The organism is Streptococcus pantholopis (assembly GCF_001642085.1).
Classification (GTDB): Bacteria; Bacillota; Bacilli; order Lactobacillales; family Streptococcaceae; genus Streptococcus; species Streptococcus pantholopis.
Window position 1 is genome coordinate 388,917 of record NZ_CP014699.1, and the last position, 21,575, is coordinate 410,491.

Consider the following 21,575-nt stretch of genomic DNA (forward strand, 5'->3'; position numbering starts at 1 on the left):
TCAGTTGTGCAGTAAGCAAAGAAAAGGCAGAATTATGGATATTAGACAAGCTTTTCCCAATGAGACCGATCAGATTATGGCGGTTATTGACAGTGCCAGACAAGTATTGGCAGAATCTGGCAGTAAACAATGGCAGGGTGACAGTGGCTATCCGGCTCAGGAAGATATTGCTGAGGATATCTTACAAGGACGAGGCTATGTCGGTATTGTGGATGGGCATATTGTAGCCTACGGAGCGGTAATTACAGACGGAGTTCCTGCTTACGACAAGATTTATGAAGGGCAGTGGCAGCATAATAATCACCGTTATATCACCTTTCATCGAATTGCTGTTTTGGCGGAGGCAAGGGGGCAAAAAATCGGTCAGACTTTCCTGCAAGGTCTGATCGAAGGAACGGACGGACATGATTTTCGCTGTGATACAGACGAGAAAAATGCCATCATGCGGCATATTCTTGAGAAACTTGGCTATGTATACTGTGGCAAGCTGCCGATTGATGGTGAACGTCTGGCTTATCAAAAAATCAAAACAAAAGCCGAAAAAGCTTTCTACCAAGAAGTTGATGAAGCTGACTATCACGGTTTAGTCTAAATGCGCCAGCAGTCGGCAGAAGCAGGAGAACTAACCTCCCTGCTTTTTGTAAATAACATGATGATAAGGTTTTATGACAGTAAAAGCTGCAGCGGGTTAGGTAATCTCCTGAAGGAAATAGGCCTGCTTCTTAATCAAATACAGCTGCTGTCAGTTAAAAAATAGAAAAGGGAGGCTGATTTTTCAGCCTTTGTGTGGAGAAAATGGTATTTAGTGTCAAAACATTTAACAATATTAATCAGCTGGGCTTAAAGGAACTGGGCAACGATTTTCAAATTGACGGCGACCGCTCTGACAATCCAGATGCCTATATCATTCGCAGTCAGAATTTACATGATGTCAGCTTTCCGAAAAATCTGAAGGCCATCGCCCGTGCAGGAGCCGGAACCAATAATATACCTATTGATAAGGCGACAGAAGCCGGAATTGTTGTTTTTAATACTCCCGGAGCTAATGCTAATGCTGTCAAAGAAGCAGTTATAGCAGCTATTCTCATGTCGGCGCGTGACTATATTTCCGCAGCAGCTTGGGCCAATACTCTAAAAGGAGATGATGTGCCTAAGCAGATAGAAGCTGGGAAAAAGCAGTTTGCCGGAACAGAGGTTCGCGGTAAAAAGCTGGGTGTTATCGGCCTTGGCGCTATCGGTTCTCGCATTGCTAATGATGCCCGCCGTATCGGCATGACTGTCTATGGCTATGACCCCTATGTTTCAATTGAAGCGGCCTGGAATATTTCTCATCATGTCAGACGTGTCCGCGATATCAAGGAGATTTTTGCCAACTGTGACTACATCACTGTCCATGTTCCTTTGACCGATGACACTAAAAATACCTTTAATGCTTCAGCTTTTGCACAGATGCAAAAAGGGACGACCATTATCAACTTTGCCCGTGCAGATCTGGTTGATAACACGGCGCTCTTTGAAGCTATCGAAACCGGTGTTGTCAAGCGCTATATCACCGATTTCGGCACAGAAGAATTGCTTAATAAAGATAAAATTACAGTATTCCCTCATGTTGGCGGTTCGACAGCAGAAGCAGAGCTCAACTGTGCCATTATGGCCAGTCAGGAAATCCGTCAGTTTATGGAAACCGGGGAAATCACGCATTCTGTCAACTTCCCCAATATGCACCAAGCCCTGACGGCACCTTACCGTATTACACTGATTAACCGCAATGTCCCAAATATTGTGGCCAAAATTTCAACCGCTGTTTCAGAGGTCAATATCAATATTGCCAATATCCTCAACCGTTCAAAGGGCGATTATGCCTATACCATCCTTGATTTGGACGAGACAGATCATACCAAAATCAAAACCTTGGTAGATGCTTTTGAAGCCAGTGATAATATTATCCGTGTCCGTTTGATTAAGGGAAATAAATAGAAGCGTTCTCCCTGCAGGAAGATTCTGAAATGGCGTCTATACTTTTATGAACTGAACACGGGCTAGGCTCTTTGCAAAAAAAGATATATCTAAGTTTAGAAGTGATTTCAAGTTAGCCAGCCGTAGCCGTCTGAAGGACGATTTTAAAAATAGGCCTTAATGTTTGTTATAGTCTTATGTGCAAGACGCTAGTCGTCTAGTGGCACTTTATCGCTTTTTCAAAGCTTTAAATAGCCTACTAGGCTTTGCGGGGGTGGGACAAGGAACTTTGTGGTCTGGGGTTCTGTCCCACTCCCTAGCCGTCTTGGCAGGGGTGCGCAGACGAAATCACAGATTTCTGGCTTACCACCATTTTTGCTTTGCTCTTTTAACGCCCTTTGTATCTTAATAGGAGGGGGGATAATGCTTTTTAAACAAGTCTATCATTCTCCTTTAGGGGATTTATTATTAGCAGCTGCTGATGATGTTCTTTTAGGCACCTGGTTTGTAGGTCAAAAATACGAACTCTCAGGTTTTGAAAAATTAGATTTTACAGAGCAGGAGAATACTGTCCTGTCAGCTGCAAAGGACTGGTTGGAGGCTTATTTTGCCGGAGTGCCGCTTCCGCTTCCAGATTTTCTGTCTCCTCAAGGGACAGTTTTCCAGCAAAGAGTATGGACCCTTCTCACACATATTCCTTTTGGCCAAACAGTAACCTATGGCGAGATTGCCGAAGAGCTTCGCTGTCGGTCAGCTCAGGCAGTCGGCGGTGCCGTGGGGAAAAACCCAATCAGCATTTTTATTCCCTGCCACCGTGTATTAGGCAGTCGGGGACAGCTGACAGGCTATGCCGGCGGACTGGACAGAAAATATTGGTTGCTGGAACATGAGGGGGGGAAAAGAAGAGAGACTGTTTTTGCAAATAAATAAAGGCAGCAGGCAGTAAAGGAGGTAAAATGCTGGTATTTTATGAATACCCTAAATGTTCAACCTGCCGTAAGGCCAAGGCTGAGCTGAAAGAATTGGGACTGAACTTTGAAGCTGTTGATATCAAGAAAAGTCCGCCTCAGGCTGAAGATATCGCCCTTTGGATAAAAAGGTCCGATTATCCGCTGAAAGCATTTTTTAACACCAGCGGCCAGAGTTACCGGACTCATGGGCTAAAGGATAAGATTCAGGGCTTGACTGTGACTGAGGCAGCAGCACTTTTAGCTGCTGATGGTATGCTGCTGAAGCGGCCGATTTTGGTTAAAGACGGTGAGCTCCTGCAGCTTGGCTATCGGACAGCTTACCGCATGTTAAATTTATGAGCTGTAAAAAATTAAGCCAGTGAAGCTTATAGATGTCTTTTCTTGCAAAAACCCCCGAAAGAGCAATCTTTCGGGGGTTTTTGAGATTATTAGACCTATGGCTTGTTTACGGCTGCTAATTGAACACGCCTAAGAGCTGTGCAGTGCCATATGGTGGCCCGAACCCAGAAAAGGAAGAGTAAGGGGCTGGAGGTCGGTATCGTTATCTAAGTGAAAGTGAGCAGTTTATTTAAAGATCAATGCTTCTTTATATTAAACTGGTTATAAATCAATTGTCAAAACAATCGGTGTGTGATCCTGCCGGCTGCCGGAATCAATCATTTCGGAGCTGGTAACTTTGTCAGCAATGCGCTCAGAAGTCAGCCAATAATCAATTCTCCAGCCGGAATTATTGATTTTACTGGTAGGGCTGCGCTGCGCCCACCAGGAATAGACATTGGGAATATCGCCGTGCAGATGGCGAAAGGTATCTGTAAAGCCTTTGTTCAGCAGATTGGTAAACCCTTGGCGTTCTTCATCAGTAAAACCTGGTGAACGGCGGTTGGAGTTTGGATGAGCCAAGTCAATTTCTTTGTGAGCCACATTGTAGTCGCCGGTCGCCAGAACTGGTTTTTCCCGATCCAGAGCAGTCAGGTAATCGGCATATTTACAATCCCAGAGCTGCCTGTCAGCCAGACGTTTAAGTCCATCTCCGGCATTGGGAGTATAAACTTGGGTGACAAAGAAATTTTCGAACTCCAAGGTGATAATCCGTCCCTCGGCATCCATCGTGCTTGGCGCTCCAATTTCTGGGAAAGTAACGGCCGGCTGCAGCTGCGCCTGGTAGAGAAACATGGTTCCGGCATAGCCCTTTCTGGCTGGTTCAACAGAAGAACGCCAGGCGACTTGATAATCTGGGAAATAGCTTTTTAGGATATCCAGATGTTTTTTCGTTGGTCCTTTAGCAGACAATTTTGTTTCCTGGATTGCAATGATTTCTGCCTTTTCAGCTGCTAGGGTATCCATGACAGCACGCGAAAGAAGGGCTCGGGCAGAATCACTGGTTAAAGCGGCATTAAGTGAATCAATATTCCATGAAATCAGTTTCATATTTCATCCTTTTTTGAATTTTTTTCCTATTATAACAAAAAACAAAAGGAATTGCGATTACCATGTTCAGATGCATGTTATTGCACTCTCGCTTTTATTGGACATTTAAAAACAAAATTTTCTGCGATTGAGCCTGTTTTTGAAAAAAATTTCTTCTGCTGCAATCCCCTAAATGACGGTTTTTCTTTTGCCGTCAGCAAGAAAATCCTGCTCGACAAGCCCTGTTCAAGAGATAAAATTGTGGTAGAATAGTGGTATCTATTAGTTCAATACTATAAAAACAGCTGATGAAACACTTAAAAAGAAATCAGCCAGTTTTTGTACATGGCCTAAGAGCTGTGCAAAAAAGATAAAATCTCCTAGAGTCTCAGCGACTCTTCGTCAATTTTCCTATTTTTGCTTTGCTCTTTAAACGCCCTTTGTATCTTTGTTTAGAGGAGGAGATTTATGATGAATCAAGAGGAATGGTTAGATTATTTTAGGACGGTTTACGGTCGTCAGCCGAGTGCAGCAGAAATTCAAACAGCTTTGCAAAATGGCGACTTCGTGCAAACTGCTGCCAACCAAGATAAGCTAGAGCCGCTGCACCAGCCAGCTGCCAGTCAGCCAGAGGCGGCCGCTCCTCAGCCAGCTGCTAATCAGCCTGCCGGCTCTGTACCGCCTCAGTCTGTTGCTGCCCAATCCATGCCATCAGTTCAGCCGCCGGCCAAGAAGAAAATGAAAACATCAACTATCATTGCTGTCAGTGTCGTTGCGGGGCTGATCTTGCTTTTCAGTATTTTCGGCGGTTATGCGGCTTATCGCTACTATTCTGGTAAAATTGACGGTGTCTGGGAGCTGACCTATGAGCGTTATTATGATGAAGAAGAAGAAAAATGGCATACTGTCCTCGAAGAAGAGAACAATATTGAATCCCATTTCTTTATATCCGTCGAAAACAATGACTTTTCACAGTATGGTTATTATTATAATAAGTGGCATGATGGCGATAATGCTGAAGCAGATATTTACTTGACCAATCTGTTTAACCCGCTTTTTAAGGTCAATCCCTGGGAGAAAAGGCTGCTGCGGGCAAGCAGCCCTAAAGCCTATAAGAAAAAGGTTGACGAGGTGATGGATAACTTTTCCGCTTACTACAGTGGTTTTGATGAAGATACAGTAGAAGATTTAAAACAAGGTTACATCGATTCATATGATGATATGGGTGAAAACCAATACAAATACAGGAAATCAGGCAGTACTTTAACGGTTGAAATCTATAATGAGAAAGGTAAGCTGATTGACGAAATGGTCTTTAAAAAATTATCGTCAAAAGAGGCTAAAAAGATGGTTTCAGATTATGAAAAGATTGAGGAAAATTACCGTAAGAAGTATGGTCAGTACAGTGAGTATTGAAAAACAGGCTTAAAAAAGTAAAAACTCTCTGACGGCTATGCATTCCTTTCTGACGGCAGCAGGACGTGAGAGAATTATAAGAATAAGGAAGCAGAAAAAAACAAGAACTTTAGGAAATTTGACGGCGCTGCTTTTTAGGCCGCCGCTCCTAAGCTTCTGTTTTTATCTGTTTCCTTTTTTAACTGTTCAAGCGAGCTGAACTTATGCTATAATAAGGTGTTGCCCCTTGCAGGAGCTGTCGGTGTTTTTTCATTGTGAGGTTTAAAGAACAACCGGCGGTAAATGAACTGCTGTCTGGGATTTTATATAGGAATTCATCTGAGATATTTTCTATCTTACTGAAAGGGATACTATGACTGATAAAAAATCATTTTATATTACAACGCCGATTTATTATCCTTCTGGGAAACTTCATATCGGTTCTGCTTATACGACTATTGCCTGTGATGTTATGGCGCGTTATAAACGGCTGATGGGCTATGATGTGTTTTATCTGACCGGACTGGACGAGCATGGTCAAAAAATTCAGCAAAAAGCAAGGGAAGCCGGTATCAGCCCGCAAGCTTATGTTGACAGCATGGCAGAGAGTGTTAAGGAATTGTGGGAGCTTCTGGATATTTCTTATGATAAGTTTATTCGAACGACAGACAGCTACCATGAAGATGTTGTGGCTAAAGTTTTTGAACAGCTTCTGGCACAGGGAGATATTTATCTGGGTGAATACACTGGCTGGTACTCTGTTTCAGATGAAGAGTATTTCACGGAAAGTCAGCTGGCTGAGGTTTTTCGGGATAAAGAAGGTCAGGTTATCGGAGGTATTGCGCCTTCCGGCCATGAAGTTGAAAAAGTTGCTGAAGAATGCTATTTTTTCCGACTCAGTAAGTATGCCGACCGTCTAGTTGCTTTCTTCAAGGAGCATCCGGACTTTATTACTCCGCATGGGCGGATGAATGAAATGCTGAAAAATTTCATTGAACCAGGCCTGGAAGATTTAGCGGTCAGCCGAACAACCTTTACCTGGGGTGTAGAGGTACCAAGCAATCCAAAACATGTGGTTTATGTTTGGATTGATGCGCTGATTAACTATATTACAGCTCTTGGTTACGGACAGCAAGATTACAGCAACTTCGATAAGTTCTGGCCTGCAGATATTCATATGATTGGCAAAGATATCCTGCGTTTCCACTCTATTTATTGGCCGATTATCCTTATGGCTTTAGATCTGCCGCTGCCAAAACGTTTAGTAGCGCACGGCTGGTTTGTGATGCAGGACGGCAAAATGTCTAAATCAAAAGGCAATGTCGTCTATCCTGAGATGCTGGTTGAACGTTACGGGCTCGATTCCCTACGTTACTATCTCATGCGCAGCCTTCCAGTAGGGTCGGACGGAACCTTTACGCCGGAAGACTATATCGGCCGAATTAATTATGAATTAGCCAATGATTTAGGCAATCTTCTTAACCGAACAGTTGCCATGATTAATAAATATTTCAACGGCAGCATTCCGGCTTATGCTGAGAAGGTGACAGCTGTTGATGCTGATTTAGAAGCCTTTGTTGCTGAAAATCTGACAGACTACCACAGACAGATGGAAGCAGTGGATTATCCGAGAGCCTTAGAAGCTGTATGGCAGATAATTTCTCGGACCAATAAATACATTGACGAAACAGCGCCTTGGGTTTTAGCTAAAGATAGCGGGAAAAATCAGGAGCTGGCTGCTGTTATGGCCCATCTGGCAGCCAGTCTGCGCGTGGTGGCTCACCTCATTCAGCCTTTTATGATGGCAACCTCTGACGCTATCATGGAGCAGCTGGGCTTTGGTCCGGCATTTGATCTTGTCAGCCTCAGCCTGTCAGCCATGCCTTCAGGAGCTAAGGTTATTGCACAAGGGAGCCCTGTTTTCCCACGTTTAGATATGGAAGCAGAAATCGCTTATATCAAGGAGCAGATGAATGCTGACAAAGCTAGTGAGCAAGAGTGGAACCCTGAAGAGGTTGAACTTAAATCCGATAAAGCGCTAGTTGTTTTTGATGATTTTGATAAATTAGAAATTCGCGTGGCGGAAGTCAAGGCAGTTGAAAAAATTGCCGGATCGGATAAACTATTGTCTTTCCGTCTGGATGCTGGTGATGGCGAGGACCGTCAAATTCTCTCCGGTATTGCCAAATATTATCCGAATGAGCAGGAGTTAGTTGGTAGAAAAGTACAAATTGTTGCTAACCTTAAACCGCGGAAAATGATGAAAAAATACATTAGCCAGGGTATGATTCTCTCAGCTGAGCATGATGGTCAGCTGACTCTGCTGACAGTTGACCCCACCCTGCCAAATGGCAGTGTGATAGGCTGACAGACAGTCAGGAGAAACTGAAACAGCTGGAATGGCATGAAAGTTTAAATTTTTGTCGCCCCCCTTCTAGTCGTCCTAGTAGAGGTGCGCTGGCGAAATCGAAGATTTCGGACTTACCGCCAGCCGTAGCCGTCTGAAGGTTTTGCAGTCTTTACAGCCTGCCGCCCCTTCTAGCCGTCCTGGCAGAGGTGCGTCTGCGAAATCAAAGATTTCGGACTTACCGTCATTTCCCTTTTGCGTTTTTAACGGCCTTGGTATCTTAATGAACTGAACACGGGCTAAACGCTGCGGGAAAAAGATGTCCTGACTTAGAATCTGGCGATTCGTCAGTCAGTCCCCTATTTTCCTTTTGCGTTTTTAACGAGCTTTGTATCTTGTTGAAATTGAACACGCCCTAAAATCCTAGTGAAAAAGATGGCTGTCATCGTGATGCCAGCATCACTTGCCATCCCCTATTTTCATACGGATTTTTTAACGGGCTTTGTATCTTGTTAATTGAACACGCCCTAAGCTCTTTGCAAAAAAGATAAAACTTCCTAGAAACTGGGGTTTCTTCGTCAGTTTTCCTATTTTTGCTGTGAGCTTTAAACGGGCTTTGTATCTTGTGTTTAAGGAGCTTTATGAAAGAAAAGCAATTTGGTGATCTTACGTGGATTTGTGTCAATTTGGATGAAAAACTGGACAGTGAGCAGTTGAAAACCGATTTGGCAATTGATGAAAAAATTATTGCTTATGCTTCTGATGTCGATGAGTTGGCCCATATTGACTATCATGAGAAATTGGAACGGTTGATTCTGGTGTATGATGCTATTCATGATAAAAAGATTGATAATGTTTATGCGACAACACCGATAACCTTTATTCTTAAAGAAAAGCGGATCATCATTTTGCATACTAATGATAATGCTTATATGATTGAGCAGTTTGCTGCTTTATTTGAATCAGAGCCCATTGCTTCTGTGTATGATTTCGTATGTGCCGCTTTAGTTTCTATCTCTAAAAATTATTTTCATATTTTAGAAGGTCTTAACAAAGAGCTGAAAGATATCCGAAAGAAACTGCGTAAAAAGACAACTAAAGATCGTCTGCTAACCTTGTCGGATATAGAGATGATTATGATCGGCATTAGATCATCCAGCAAGCAAAACTATCTTGTTTTAGAACAGCTGAAGGATTCATCATTGAACTGTCCTTTTTTGACCGGAGATGACGATAAGCTCTCTGCAGCAAAAATTGAAGCCCGGCAGATTCTTGAAATGTCCGAACTGACAGCACAGACGCTGGCACAGTTATCAGAGACTTACAATAATATCTTAAATAATCAGCTGAATGATACGATGAAGATTTTAACAGGTCTGTCCATTCTTTTGGCAACACCGGATATTATTACCGGTTTCTTTGGCATCAATGTCCCTCTGCCGGAAATTTTAACGGTTTATTCTTGGAGCTGGCTGCTTATTCTTGGAATTATTCTTCTCTTTGGATTAGCTGTGAGCAGGCTCCTTATCTGGGTCCTTCGCAGAAAATCATAACAGCAAAAGACGAAAAGTCCTACTTTTCGTCTTTTTTAGCCATAAAAATTTCACAAAAAAATATTTTAAACAACAAACAAAAAACAAAGCTAAGCATCGGCAGGAACGCCCTTTGCTGCTATAAAGTGAATTATAGAGGGAGGCTTTTTTTGATATAATGGGTAGAAACAAAAGGCAGTAAGGATTTATTTAGTGAACAGAAAATACCAATCTTTATTGTCTGACTGAAAAACAGGAGTAGATTTATGGTTAAAACAGTTCTTATAACCGGTGTTTCGTCTGGTATCGGTCTGGCACAGGCCCGCCTCTTTTTAGAGAAGGGCTGTAAGGTATACGGTGTGGATAAAGGGGCTGCCCCTGACTTAGAGGGCAAGTTTCACTTTATGCAGCTTGATTTGACGGAAGATTTAAGTGCCCTCTATGATTTTGCAACTGAGGTGGATATTCTGTGCAATACAGCAGGTATCCTTGACGGTTATCAGCCTCTTCTTAATCTTTCAGAAACTGACTTTGAGCTGGTTTTCCGCACTGATTTTTGGGCCGCAGTACAGCTTATCCGCCATTATTTGCCCAAAATGATTGAGAAAAAAGCGGGTATTATTATCAATATGTGCTCTATTGCCAGCTTTTTAGCTGGAGGAGGCGGTGCAGCCTATACCAGCGCCAAGCATGCACTGGCTGGTCTAACCCGGCAGCTGGCTTTGGATTACGCCAAAGACAATATTCAGGTATTTGGAATTGCGCCGGGTGCCGTAAAGACGGCAATGACAGCAGATGATTTTAAGGCCGGCGGTTCTGCTGATTGGGTAGCCGCTGAAACCCCTATCGGACGGTGGACGGTTCCGTCTGAGATTGCTGAATTGACGCTTTTTTTGGCTTCAGGAAAAGCACAGTCCATGCAGGGAGAGATTGTCAAAGCTGACGGCGGCTGGTCATTAAAATAACAATTTTTCTGAAAGCCGATTAAACAAAGTTTTTTAAATAACCTGACTAATTTATCATTCAACAGCTGACTTAAGTGAATAGTAAGGAGATTTCAATGTCTAAAAAGAAAGGTTTAAGCAGACCGGCTAAAGTGTTTTGGGGACTGCTGGCTGCTGTTCTCATCGCCGTCACAGGAATTTGGGGGTATAATCGTTATATGCAAAAGAAAAAGGTTGAACAGCTTTACCAGCACGGCTTTCAGTTGCTGGAGGAACAGATAGCTACTTATATTAAAGAGAATTATTCCGGTGTCAGTAAAATCGAGTTTTCACCGATTTATATAGACGGTGATGACCGTTTTACGGTTAGGACGGCTTATACAGTTCCTATCATTTACGATAAAGAAGGGAATGAGGCACAGTTTGGAAGTCAGATAAATCATTTCGCTCATTCCAGATATGGGCTTCTCAATTATCTGCGGATAGACTGGGATATTTATGGGACAGAGATGATAGAGCTGGCTAACCAGTCCGGAGATTATGTCGAAGTGACTTACGGAGACAGCCTGCCAAAGGATACGAAATGGACAGACAATGAAGATATTGACAGCAATATCGAAGCCCTAGTAAATATAGGAAAGCTGAAAGGGATTGAAAAATCGGCTCAGGGCAGTCCGTCGGCTGAGGTCCGTTATAATGTAACATTTAAGAAGGGGATACTTAAATATGACATTGACAGATAAAAAGATACAAAATTTACAAACTGTTATTAAGGAAAATGTCTCACTCAAAGAGGGAACAACATTTAGAATCCCTAAAACCAATGAGTATTACCAAGTGGTTAACAGTATAGATGAGACAACTCAGGCCTTAGCAGTAGCTCCGGTTTATTCAGATGGTCAAGTAGATTACAGCCAAACGGCTATCGTTGTGGCAGGGACATAAAAATAATGACAAAGGTCACTTGCTTTTTTGAAACTGCTATGCTATACTAATGAAAATTAAAACGAATTATCCACAAGGAACAAGGAGCAGGTTATGGCTAAAAAGAAAGGGTTGAGCAGACCGGTAAAAGTGTTTTGGGGACTGCTGGCTGCTGTTCTCATCGCCATTACAGGAATTTGGGGGTATAATCGCTATATGGCAAGAGAAAAAGTGAATCAGCTTTATAAACATGGTTTCAGACTTTATGAAGAACAAATCGCCACTTATATTAAAGAGAACTATTCCGGTGTCAGTAAAATCGAGTTTTCACCGATTTTTGTAGATGGAGACGGACGCTTTACGATGCGAACAGTCAATGTCGTGCCAGTGATTTATGATGAAGAAGGAAATAAAGCGTACCTTGGTAGAATGATAGGACAGCAAGGTTATGGTAATTATGGGACTGGGAACGGTCCGGTTTTATCTATTGATAGTGCTGGAGAAGAAGTTATTGAGCTGAAAGATTTTGATGCGGATAAGGTTTATGATGTATCAGGATATAAGACACTTCCCGATTTTGCTAAATTAAAATCGAATTCTCTGATGGATAAAAATGTGGCAGCCTTAGTAGAAAAGCATCAATTGGAAGCTGTTGAAAAATCATCAGAAGGCAGTCCGGATATTGAAATCGTTTATAACTTGGAAATAAGGGAAGGGGATTACACACAATGGCATTGACAGACCTTCAAATTCAAGATTTACAAGCAGTAATTAAAAGTTGGAATTCTTATACAATTGGAGCAAAAGACAGTGTAGGCAATCAGGAATATGAAATTGTCAACACTCAAGACGGAACGACTGAGGCCATTGCTGTAGCCCCGGTTGTTGATGGCACGACCGACTACAGCCAAACGGCTATTGTTGTGGCGGGGACCCAACCTGGTTTCACTGAATCCACTAAAAATGCGATTGAAGCTAGAAGCGGGATGACCCCGCAGGTGGACGATATCTCCGATTTTTATGATAGCACAGCTGCCAAACTGGAAAAAGACCATGGCGGTGGGACCATTTCCAACATGTCCGGTTTCAGCCAGTCGGGTCCGGCAGTTGCTAAAGTGGCCGCAGAGCATCAGGTTCCCAAGATCACCAACTTCATGGACTGGGCAGCCAGCAGCGCTCTCTATTCTAAGGCTAATCCTAAAGGCATAACCGCTGAGGAGAAGGCTTGGCTGGATCAGCACGCCACCATTTATATGGATTCGACCAGAGATGTGACCTATCTGGATGGGAAAAATCATGGGGACATTCCTTATGGCAAGAAATATATTGTTGAAGGTACAGGGGACCCTATTTCCGACCATGACACGGCTTTTCCCCGTATCAAGGGGAATGGTCTGGATATAGACTGGTATGTCAAGCACGGCCAGTTTGCTTCCGGCATGACCAAGGAGCAGGTGATTAAGGTGGCCAGAAAGAAGGCTAAAGAAGCCGCGAAAAACTGGGATATTAAAGACCCCAGCACTTGGTTTAACAGCACCGATTACCGGCTTTATCTGCTGAGATATGTTATGACCTACGGCGACTTTGCGGTTGAACCGACCAAAGCCGAGCTTCTGACCTCTTATAAGAAGACAGTCAAAGACCTGAGAAGTCAGCTGAAAACAGCGACAGGGTCTAAGCGAATCAGCTTGCGGGAGGAGCTGTTGCGGGCAGTTGCTGAGAAAGCTAGGCTGCAGGCCGAGCTTAAAGTTCAAGAGATTAAAGATGAGATTGCTCAGGCAAAAGAAGCTCTGCAGGCAGACATCACGGCGACGCGTCAGGCTATGTACCAAATAGCAGAAGAACTGACGGATAGTGAAGTGGCCGAACTGCTGAGCCCTTACACTATGGAGAATTTATGGGACAGTCAGGCAGAGGCCCAAAATTTAGCAGAAGCTGATGCCTACCAAAACAGGATGATGGCTTTTGCGGATAAGCTGGAAGCAGCGGCAGACAATCTAATAGCGACCGATCAGGAAGGGGCAGCTTTGTTTTCAACTAACAAGAAGTAGGCAGACAGAGGTGCATAAAGGGCATTGTAACTGAAGCATAGAAGGTGGGGTTCTTATGGGGATGGGAGTAACGGCTGATTTAGACATGCTTGTCCAAGCGGCCAAGGAGACTAAGAAAGTGCAGGAGCGTTTGGCCATTCAGGGGGCTTTGTCGGCAAAGCAAGGCGAATGGGAGAGCCAATCGTTTGATTTACAGAGCTGCTTAGAGACGAAAGCTTCTGAACTGCAGACTTTAGCGCAGGGGACAATAGCTTCTGAGCTGGCGGATTGTTTTACGGGTCAGGCAGCCGACAGTGCAGCGGTCTATCTGGCCGAATGGCCTCAGGTAGACTTTAGCAGCTTGATACGAGCTTAAAAGGGGAGGAAGAGATGACAGATAAAGAAGAGCAATTGACACAGGAACATTTGGAGCGGGTCAAAGCCATAGACGAAGCTGTTTGGCGCTGCGAGGATATGCAGCAGGAGGCCTCTAAGCGGACAGAGAATCTGGCTAACTGGCTGCTAGGGCAATGCCGTGATCTGCCTGAGGCTATGCCAAGCCATACGATAGGGGCATTAGAAGATGAGCGTGACCAGCTGCTGCGTAAGATTCGTCAGAAAGAAGATGAGTTAGAGGAGGCTAGAACAGAAGAAACCACTGCTTACAATCAGGCTGTAGAGGAGCTGCAGGAGCAGCAGAAGAAGGAGCGTCAGCAGGCTGAAGCGTTAAGTATGCTCAAGCGGCGCTTGGAATTCAGTATCGCCCATGTGGCTTTTCTTGGGTTACAGTCTGATAAGAGCAAGGGGCGTTTTCGCTGTGAGAGCTGCCGTTATGAGTGGGAAGCTGAGCTGTCATCTGTGACAGGCCGAAAGAGCTGCCAGCAGTGCGGGATTTCCTTTGAAAAATAAAGACATAAAAAAGGCAGCCGTTTAGCTGCTTTTTCTTTTTATATGACTTTAATCTGCCTGTCGGACGGCCGACCTGTTTGACAGCGATAATTTTGCAATGCCCATACCAGCCGTTGAGAAATTCCTGCTGCAGCTCATTACGATTTTTTATTTTTAAAAATAAAGAGCTTGCTGAAAAGATAGTTGGTTACCATGATGAGTATTTGGCTGATAAATGTCTCAATGGCATTAACCCAGGCTAAGTTGTTGTGTACAAATCGGCCGATAATATGGGGGAAAGTATCGACAAAGACATAGGCTAGAAAAACATCTAAAAAATAAGTAAAGAGCCGGGCCAGAGCGAATTTTAGAAAACGGCTGAACCAGCCTCTTCGCTCTTGGTCGAAGACGAAAAAATCATTGGTAACAAAAGCAAAGATGACAGCAAGGATGTTAGCCAGCGAGGTGGACACCAGCCCGCTGGGATAAACTGTAAAAATAAGAATCCGAACTGTCATGTAAAAAACAGTAGTCAGGACACCAAAGAAAAGGTATTTAATAATTTCATTTTGAATGGCTTGAGTTAAAAATGTTTTGTTAAAATATTTTTTCATAGATTCCTTATACCATATAATAGAAAATAAAGCTAAGAGCTTCGTCTTTGCCTTTTATCACTAAAGTAAGTTTCTGCTGCTTTTTACTCAACAGTATCGGTTGCAGCTGAAGCAGGAGTATCGGTATCAGCTGCAGATGAAGCATCGGAAGCTGAAGATGGTGCCTGATATTGCTGATCTGCTGAACTGTCGTTGCCGTAAACTTGGTTATTATTGGCATTAGAATCATAACCACCGTTAGCCGCTGATCCCTGTGATGTATCGGTATTGCTGCCATTATCTCCGGAAATAATAACAGTCGTTGTCGAGGTAGTGTCTTTATCTTTTGAACTGACACCGTTTAAGTAATTGTTGATTGTAATACTTGCCACGATAATACTTAAAATACTACCGATTAAAGCGATTGTTTTTTGCAAAGCAGAAAAGCCGGATTTGATGTGTTTTTTAGGGGTAGCGGATGTGGTTTTACTAGGTTTCTTACGACGGGAATAATTTTGAGACATACAGTCCTCCTTATACTAAGATACAAAGGCCGTCTAAAAATCCGTATGAAAATAGGGGATGGCAAGTGATGCTGGCATCACGCTGACAGCCATCTTTTTCACTAGGATTTTAGGGCGTGTTCAATTCATTAAGATACAAAGCCCGTTAAAAGAGCAAAGCAAAAATGGCGGTAAGTCAGAAATCTTTGATTTCGCAGGCGCACCTTTGCCAGAACGACTAGAAAGGTGCGGTCGACTGTTAAGGCGACAAAGCTTTCAGTCGTTTACGGCTAACTAACTTGAAAACAATTCTAAACTTAGCCACATCTTTTTCCCGCAGCGTTTAGGGCGTGTTCAATTCACAAGATAAAATTTTAAGCTTAAGGGCTGTGATTCTGTCTAGTTTTGTCCAGTCTGTATCAGCCTTTTTGAGCTCCACTACCTATTATACGATTTTATCTTGAAAAATGCTAAAAAAAGATGGGAATAAATCATAAAGAAGTATTTAGACTTATGATATAATGAAATCATTGAAAATATAAAGAGGTCAGGAAATGATTTATTTTGATAACGCAGCGACAACGCAGCCTTATCCGGATGTTTTGGAAACTTATCAGGAAGCTGCTGCTAAAATATACGGCAACCCTTCCAGCCTTCATTATCTTGGGCATCAGGCTAAGCGTGTTTTAGAAGCCAGCCGCCGGCAGATTGCGGACTTGCTCAATGTCAAGGCAGAAGAAATCTTTTTTACATCGGGCGGAACAGAGAGTGATAACTGGGCGCTTAAAGGTCTGGCTTTTGAAAAAGAGCAGTATGGTAAGCATATCATTATCTCAGCTGTCGAGCATCCAGCTGTGAAGGAGTCGGCTAAATGGCTGGGAGAACACGGTTTTACAATCAGTTATGCGCCGGTGAACAGCAAAGGCTTTGTTGATCTCAAGGCTCTGGCAGATCTTATCAGGCCGGATACGATTATGGTTTCTGTGATGGCTGTTAATAATGAGATGGGGGCTGTTCAGCCGATTCAGGAAATTTCAGGCCTCTTGGCAGATAAACCGACTGTAACCTTTCATGTGGATGCTGTTCAGGCGGTCGGCAAGATTCCTGTTGGTGATTATTTAACGGACCGAGTTGATTTGGCCAGTTTTTCCAGCCATAAGTTTCATGGAGTGCGGGGGCTCGGTATTCTTTATAAAAAATTAGGCAAACGGCTGACTCCTCTCTTAAATGGCGGCGGTCAGGAGTCTGACCTTCGTTCAACGACAGAAAACCTCCCTGCTATTGCAGCAACAGCAAAAGCTCTGAGGCTGGTTGCTGACAGACAAGCTGCTGCCGTTTCCGGACTAATACAAATGAGAGATCTGCTGTATGAGGCGCTGTCAGACTATGACGATGTTCTTATTTTTTCGGGCAGAGATGAGCAGTCTGTTCCCAATATTGTAACCTTTGGTATCAAAGGAGTTCGGGGAGAAGTTTTGGTTCATGCTTTTGAAAAACACGACATTTTCATATCTACGACCAGTGCTTGCTCTTCAAAAACCGGAAAACCGGCCGGAACTCTGCTTGCCATGGGAATTCCTGTCAAATCAGCACAGACCGCTGTCCGAATCAGCCTTGATGATGATAACAATATGAGTGAACTGGAGCAGTTTTTGACTGTTTTTCGTCAAATCTATGCTGATACAGCAAAGGTTCGTTAAATGAAGTAAGAAAGGAAGAGACCAAAGAAAACCATAGGCAGGGTCAGTCTGTCTCTAAGCTGAGAACCTGCGGTTAATGTGTTCAAGTGTCTTAGATAATATCATGATGCAGTATTCAGAAATTATGATTCGCTACGGCGAACTGTCAACTAAAGGAAAAAACCGGATGTTTTTCATTAACCGGTTAAAAAACAATATCAAACATGTGCTGTCTGTTTTCCCAGAAGTCAAAGTAAGCGCCGATCGTGACAGGGCTCATGTTTATCTCAACGGCTGTGATTATCTGCCGGTTGCCGAGGCTCTGAAAGATATTTTCGGAATTCAGGCTTTTTCGCCTTCCTATCGGATTGAAAAGGATACTGAAGCCCTTAAAAAAGCGGTTCAGGAGCTCATGCTGTCCATCTACCAAGAAGGGCAGACTTTTAAAATTACCAGTAAGCGGAGCGATCACCATTTTGAACTGGACAGCCGAGAGCTCAATCAAGTGATGGGAGGAGCTGTTTTTGAAGTTCTTCCAAATAGTCAGGTGCAGATGAAGCAGCCTGATATTAATCTGAAGATTGAAATCCGCGAAGAGGCAGCTTATCTGTCTTATGAAAATATCAAAGGAGCTGGGGGACTTCCTGTAGGGACATCGGGCAAAGGGATGCTGATGCTGTCAGGAGGAATTGATTCCCCAGTTGCCGGCTATCAGGCCCTTAAGCGCGGTGTGGCGATAGAGGCTGTTCATTTTGCCAGTCCTCCTTATACCAGTCCGGGGGCGTTAAAAAAGGCTCAGGATTTAGCGCGGAAATTAACCAAATTTGGCGGAGATATCCAGTTTATTGAAGTCCCCTTCACTGAAATCCAGGAAGAAATCAAGGAAAAGGTGCCGGAAGCTTACCTGATGACTGTGACCCGCCGTTTTATGCTGAGAATTACCGACCGTATCCGTCAGGAACGATCAGGCCGTGTTATCATCACTGGTGAGAGCCTCGGTCAGGTTGCCAGTCAGACTTTGGAATCTATGCAGGCAATCAATGCTGTTACGACGACACCGGTTATTAGGCCGCTTGTAACGATGGATAAGCTTGAAATCATTGAAATGGCACAAAAGATTGACACCTTTAATCTATCTATTCAGCCATTTGAGGACTGCTGCACGATTTTTGCACCGGATCGGCCAAAAACCCATCCTAAAATAGCAAATGTTGAACAATATGAAAAACGGCTGGATATTGAAGGACTGATAGAAGGTGCGCTGTCAGGCCTTAAAATAAGGACGGTCTCTCCTCAGGCTGAGAGTGATGAGGTCGATGAATGGCTTACCAGTCTTTTATAGGAGCTTTTTGGATCCTGTCTTGCAGTTCCAAAAAGCAAAAGAAAGGGACACTATGACTGTTTACAGTATTAATTTTGGACTGACTTGGGCCAATTCAGGTGTCGAATACGCTCAGGCTTACCGCAATCAGCTTCTGACTCAGTTAAATGTCGATCATCAATTTATCTTTTTAGATTTTATTTGGCGGCATAACATTGCTGATTTGGCAGCTAATCTTGGTTTTAAGAGTGATGAGGTTATCTGGCTCTATACATTTTTTACTGACCAAAAGCTGGCTCCGACGACCTTTACACTGGCTGATTTACAAAAGCTTTTCCATGGCAGGCTCAGTCAGAAGCTGAGCAATGGTAACTTTGTGCGTTTTTTTTACAAAGAGGAAGATGTTTTTTTAACGGCCTACTTAAAGGAAGAAGGCTCAGATATTGTTCACCGTGTGGAATATGTTTCGCAGGGGAAGCTGATTCGGAAAGATTTTTTCTCCTATACCAGAATGTTTACAGAGTACTATGCGCCTAAAGATAATAAAGCCTGTCTTTATCAGCGCCGTTTTTTTAATGAAGATGGAACCTTGGCTTATGATGAACTGATTGACGGCGACGAATCGATTTTTCGTCTTGCCGATCAGATTTGCTATTCAAAAGAGGAATTCATAGCGTATTTTATTCGCTCGCTAGCTCTAAGTTCAGAGGATATGGTCATTTTGGACCGGTCACTGGGGATCGGCTCTGCGGTTCTGCCTTACGTTAAGCCGGCTAAACTGGCTGTTGCTGTTCATGCGGAGCACTTTGTCAAGGAGGCGAGTAAGGATGCCGCTGTTCTTTGGAACAATCATTATGAATACCCCTTTTCACATGCAGGTGAGGTTGATGTTTTTCTTTTAGCGACAGAAAAGCAAAAGTCTGTTCTGGCAGAACAATTTCAGCAGTTCACCCCCTATCGGCCGCGCCTCGTCAGTCTTCCTGTCGGCAGTATCAGCCGACTGAAGAGCCCCAAAGAGCCAAGGAAACCTTTTTCTCTGGTGACGGCATCGCGTTTAGTAGCGGAAAAACAGCTGGAGATTTTGATAGAAGCCACTGTTCAGGCGCGGCAAACTCTGCCTGACTTAAGTCTTGATATCTATGGTCAAGGCAGTGAAGAGTCAAAGCTTTTGCAGCACATACGGGAAAATCAGGCTGAGGATTTTATCCGCTTGTGCGGCCATCAAAATTTGGACGAGCTTTACCAAAATTATCAGGTTTATGTGACAGCTTCAAGAAGTGAAGGTTTTGGCTTATCACTCATGGAAGCACTTGGGTCAGGCCTGGCTTTGATTGGTTTTGATGTTCCTTATGGCAATCAAACCTTTATTGAAGAAGGAAAGAATGGCTATCTCCTGTCGATTTCTGATTTTAACGACGGACTGCTCAGCCAAGCTTTCAGTCAAAGGATAATTGACATTTTTCAGTCAGGCAGTCTTGAGTCCATGTCTGAGGCCTCTTATGGCAAGGCTGAAGACTTTCTGACAGAACGAGTGGCGCATAAGTGGCTGGAATTGCTTGAGGAGGTGACAGGCAAATGATTAATTTATTTGACAGTTACAATCAAAATAGCTGGGATTTGCATTATTCCCTCCTAGTATCTGGCTACAAACAGCCCAGCATCGCCCTCAATGATGATGGGTTTCTGCCCTATGATGTGACCTCGCCTTATCTGTTTTTCACTGATTTTGCAGCTGTTTCCGGCCGGCCCCTTTATTTCAATGAATTGCGCCTTCCCCCTTACTGGGAGATCAGAACAGACCGCAATCAGGCCGGTATTTGGGATTTGGGCCGGCAGCGCGGGCGTATCCGCTTTTTCCAGACGGACAGTCAGCGTGTTATCAAGGAAGTGGACTGGCTGGATGACAGAAAGGAGCGCCGGCTGACCGATTGTTATAACCGGGTTGGTTTTCGCTTTTCTCAGATTAGCTATAATACATCCGGCCAGCCTGTTCTGCGCTCTTATTTTGACAGGAATAATCAAGAGGTGCTGCTTGAAAATTATATTACCGGCAATCTGATTTTAAACTATCAGCAGCAAGTCTTTATTTTTAAAAATAAACTGGAATTTTGGCTTTTTTATCTGGAAGCTGCTCAGTTTAATTTGGACCGTATCTTTTATAATTCTTTAGGCCATCCGTTTTTGCTGGCTCAATCACTCCAACATTCGGGTGAAGATGTCCTCTTCTGGCAGGAAAATAGTGTGACGGCCCTGTCTGACAATATGAAGAAACTTTTTCATCAGAACAGCCGCTCTACTAAAATCGCCGTCCAGCACTCAGCTGTTTATCAAAAACTGCAGCAGTCCTTAACCGAAACAGAGGCTTCTTTAACAGACTACTTAGGCTTTCTCTACCCTTTTAAGCGGGAAAACCAGGGCCGCAGTCAGGTGCTGATTGTCACCTACTCGGATCAGCTGCAGGACTTGACTGCCTTAGTTACCAACCTCCCGGAAGTCAGCTTTCATATTGCTGCCCCAACAGAGATGTCCAGTAAGTTATTAGCTTATAAGAAGTATGCTAATGTCCGCCTCTATCCCCGTGTCGATCAGTCCCGGCTCAGCCAGCTCTATCAGGCCTGTGATTTTTATTTGGATATTAACCACGGCCGTGAGGTTCCTGCTGCTCTTCGACGGGCTTTTGAAAATAAGATGATTATCTTTGCCTTCAGCCAGACGGCTCATAATCATCGCTATATTGCGCCAAATCACCGTTTTCAGACTGCAGAAGAACTGCTTTTTGTCTTTTTGCAGGTTTTAGCCCATCCGCCTATTATTCCTTCTTTGCTGAAAAAACAGTATGAAGGTGCAGACTTGGCAACAGTACAGGATTATCAAAAGTTTATCGGCTGATAGAACGCTTTGCAGCAAAAAGTCTGGAGTGTCTGCTCCAGACTTTTTGATATAAGGGTATAAAGGCCGAATAAAAAGCAAAAAAATAGGGAATCGGCACCAGTTCGCTTTATCTTAGATGGTTATCTTTCCTCGAAGCCCTTAGCCTGTGTTCTGTTTATTTTTTTCATAAAAGTTGTTTGAAAATCTGATGAGA

Annotated in this window: 22 protein-coding genes; 19 read left to right on the forward strand and 3 right to left on the reverse strand. The window is 43.6% G+C overall.

Going from position 1 to position 21,575, the window contains the following annotated elements:
* Nucleotides 1-34 precede the first annotated feature (34 nt).
* From A0O21_RS01830 to A0O21_RS01845, 4 genes are all read left to right on the forward strand, one after another.
* The gene (locus tag A0O21_RS01830) at nt 35-592 is read left to right on the forward strand and encodes a GNAT family N-acetyltransferase (RefSeq protein ID WP_067060465.1); all 558 of its coding nucleotides are present in this window, start codon (nt 35-37) and stop codon (nt 590-592) included.
* Between the two features lie 203 nt (nt 593-795).
* Nucleotides 796-1,977, forward strand: a complete 1,182-nt coding sequence (locus A0O21_RS01835) for a phosphoglycerate dehydrogenase (protein WP_067060467.1) — start codon at nt 796-798, stop codon at nt 1,975-1,977.
* Between the two features lie 402 nt (nt 1,978-2,379).
* Entirely contained in the window at nt 2,380-2,886 is a 507-nt protein-coding gene (locus A0O21_RS01840; RefSeq protein WP_067060469.1) for a methylated-DNA--[protein]-cysteine S-methyltransferase, read from the forward strand.
* A 26-nt stretch (nt 2,887-2,912) separates the two neighbouring features.
* Nucleotides 2,913-3,266: an arsenate reductase family protein gene (locus tag A0O21_RS01845; protein WP_067060471.1), complete on the forward strand. Its 354-nt coding sequence runs from the start codon at nt 2,913-2,915 to the stop codon at nt 3,264-3,266.
* A gap of 261 nt (nt 3,267-3,527) precedes the next feature.
* Here A0O21_RS01845 and A0O21_RS01850 read toward each other — a convergent pair whose 3' ends face one another.
* Complete coding sequence (locus tag A0O21_RS01850; RefSeq protein ID WP_067060473.1) at nt 3,528-4,355, reverse strand: exodeoxyribonuclease III; 828 nt, start codon at nt 4,353-4,355, stop codon at nt 3,528-3,530.
* Between the two features lie 447 nt (nt 4,356-4,802).
* Here A0O21_RS01850 and A0O21_RS01855 point away from each other — a divergent pair, with 447 nt between their 5' ends.
* The 10 genes from A0O21_RS01855 (at nt 4,803) to A0O21_RS01900 (ending at nt 14,415) form a co-directional block, all read left to right on the forward strand.
* Entirely contained in the window at nt 4,803-5,750 is a 948-nt protein-coding gene (locus A0O21_RS01855; protein WP_148660292.1) for a hypothetical protein, read from the forward strand.
* Between the two features lie 325 nt (nt 5,751-6,075).
* Nucleotides 6,076-8,097 carry a methionine--tRNA ligase gene (metG, locus tag A0O21_RS01860; RefSeq protein ID WP_418346447.1) on the forward strand — a complete coding sequence of 674 codons (2,022 nt, stop codon included), beginning with the start codon at nt 6,076-6,078 and terminating at the stop codon, nt 8,095-8,097.
* Nucleotides 8,098-8,717: 620 nt separating this feature from the next.
* Nucleotides 8,718-9,629, forward strand: coding sequence for a magnesium transporter CorA family protein (locus A0O21_RS01865; RefSeq protein WP_067060479.1), 912 nt, complete (start codon nt 8,718-8,720; stop codon nt 9,627-9,629).
* Between the two features lie 245 nt (nt 9,630-9,874).
* Nucleotides 9,875-10,573, forward strand: a complete 699-nt coding sequence (locus tag A0O21_RS01870) for a 3-oxoacyl-ACP reductase (RefSeq protein WP_067060481.1) — start codon at nt 9,875-9,877, stop codon at nt 10,571-10,573.
* Nucleotides 10,574-10,668: 95 nt separating this feature from the next.
* A complete protein-coding gene (locus tag A0O21_RS01875) occupies nt 10,669-11,295 on the forward strand; it encodes a hypothetical protein (protein WP_067060483.1) in 627 nt (208 codons plus the stop codon).
* Nucleotides 11,279-11,497 carry a hypothetical protein gene (locus A0O21_RS01880; protein ID WP_067060485.1) on the forward strand — a complete coding sequence of 73 codons (219 nt, stop codon included), beginning with the start codon at nt 11,279-11,281 and terminating at the stop codon, nt 11,495-11,497. Before A0O21_RS01875 ends, A0O21_RS01880 begins: the two co-directional genes overlap by 17 nt.
* 93 nt (nt 11,498-11,590) lie before the next feature.
* The gene (locus A0O21_RS01885; RefSeq protein ID WP_067060487.1) at nt 11,591-12,214 is read left to right on the forward strand and encodes a hypothetical protein; all 624 of its coding nucleotides are present in this window, start codon (nt 11,591-11,593) and stop codon (nt 12,212-12,214) included.
* Entirely contained in the window at nt 12,205-13,527 is a 1,323-nt protein-coding gene (locus A0O21_RS01890; RefSeq protein WP_067060489.1) for a hypothetical protein, read from the forward strand. The genes A0O21_RS01885 and A0O21_RS01890 overlap by 10 nt, the downstream gene beginning before the upstream one ends.
* A 55-nt stretch (nt 13,528-13,582) precedes the next feature.
* Nucleotides 13,583-13,882 carry a hypothetical protein gene (locus tag A0O21_RS01895; RefSeq protein WP_067060491.1) on the forward strand — a complete coding sequence of 100 codons (300 nt, stop codon included), beginning with the start codon at nt 13,583-13,585 and terminating at the stop codon, nt 13,880-13,882.
* Between the two features lie 14 nt (nt 13,883-13,896).
* The gene (locus A0O21_RS01900; RefSeq protein WP_067060493.1) at nt 13,897-14,415 is read left to right on the forward strand and encodes a hypothetical protein; all 519 of its coding nucleotides are present in this window, start codon (nt 13,897-13,899) and stop codon (nt 14,413-14,415) included.
* 137 nt (nt 14,416-14,552) lie between these two features.
* Here the strand turns inward: A0O21_RS01900 and A0O21_RS01905 are convergent, their stop codons facing one another.
* Nucleotides 14,553-15,008, reverse strand: coding sequence for a GtrA family protein (locus A0O21_RS01905; protein ID WP_067060495.1), 456 nt, complete (start codon nt 15,006-15,008; stop codon nt 14,553-14,555).
* A gap of 83 nt (nt 15,009-15,091) precedes the next feature.
* Nucleotides 15,092-15,511 (reverse strand): DUF6556 family protein, encoded by a 420-nt coding sequence (locus tag A0O21_RS01910; protein WP_067060497.1) that lies wholly within the window; start codon nt 15,509-15,511, stop codon nt 15,092-15,094.
* Between the two features lie 58 nt (nt 15,512-15,569).
* Here A0O21_RS01910 and A0O21_RS01915 point away from each other — a divergent pair, with 58 nt between their 5' ends.
* The 5 genes from A0O21_RS01915 (at nt 15,570) to gtfB (ending at nt 21,379) form a co-directional block, all read left to right on the forward strand.
* A complete protein-coding gene (locus tag A0O21_RS01915) occupies nt 15,570-15,788 on the forward strand; it encodes a hypothetical protein (protein WP_067060499.1) in 219 nt (72 codons plus the stop codon).
* A 256-nt stretch (nt 15,789-16,044) separates the two neighbouring features.
* A complete protein-coding gene (locus A0O21_RS01920; protein ID WP_067060501.1) occupies nt 16,045-17,190 on the forward strand; it encodes a cysteine desulfurase family protein in 1,146 nt (381 codons plus the stop codon).
* 106 nt (nt 17,191-17,296) lie between these two features.
* Nucleotides 17,297-18,511, forward strand: a complete 1,215-nt coding sequence (gene thiI / locus A0O21_RS01925; protein ID WP_067065026.1) for a tRNA uracil 4-sulfurtransferase ThiI — start codon at nt 17,297-17,299, stop codon at nt 18,509-18,511.
* Between the two features lie 52 nt (nt 18,512-18,563).
* Nucleotides 18,564-20,069 carry an accessory Sec system glycosyltransferase GtfA gene (gene gtfA / locus A0O21_RS01930; RefSeq protein ID WP_067065028.1) on the forward strand — a complete coding sequence of 502 codons (1,506 nt, stop codon included), beginning with the start codon at nt 18,564-18,566 and terminating at the stop codon, nt 20,067-20,069.
* On the forward strand, nt 20,066-21,379 hold the full coding sequence (gene gtfB / locus A0O21_RS01935) for an accessory Sec system glycosylation chaperone GtfB (protein ID WP_067060503.1): 1,314 nt from the start codon (nt 20,066-20,068) through the stop codon (nt 21,377-21,379). The genes gtfA and gtfB overlap by 4 nt, the downstream gene beginning before the upstream one ends.
* The last annotated feature ends 196 nt before the right edge of the window (nt 21,380-21,575 follow it).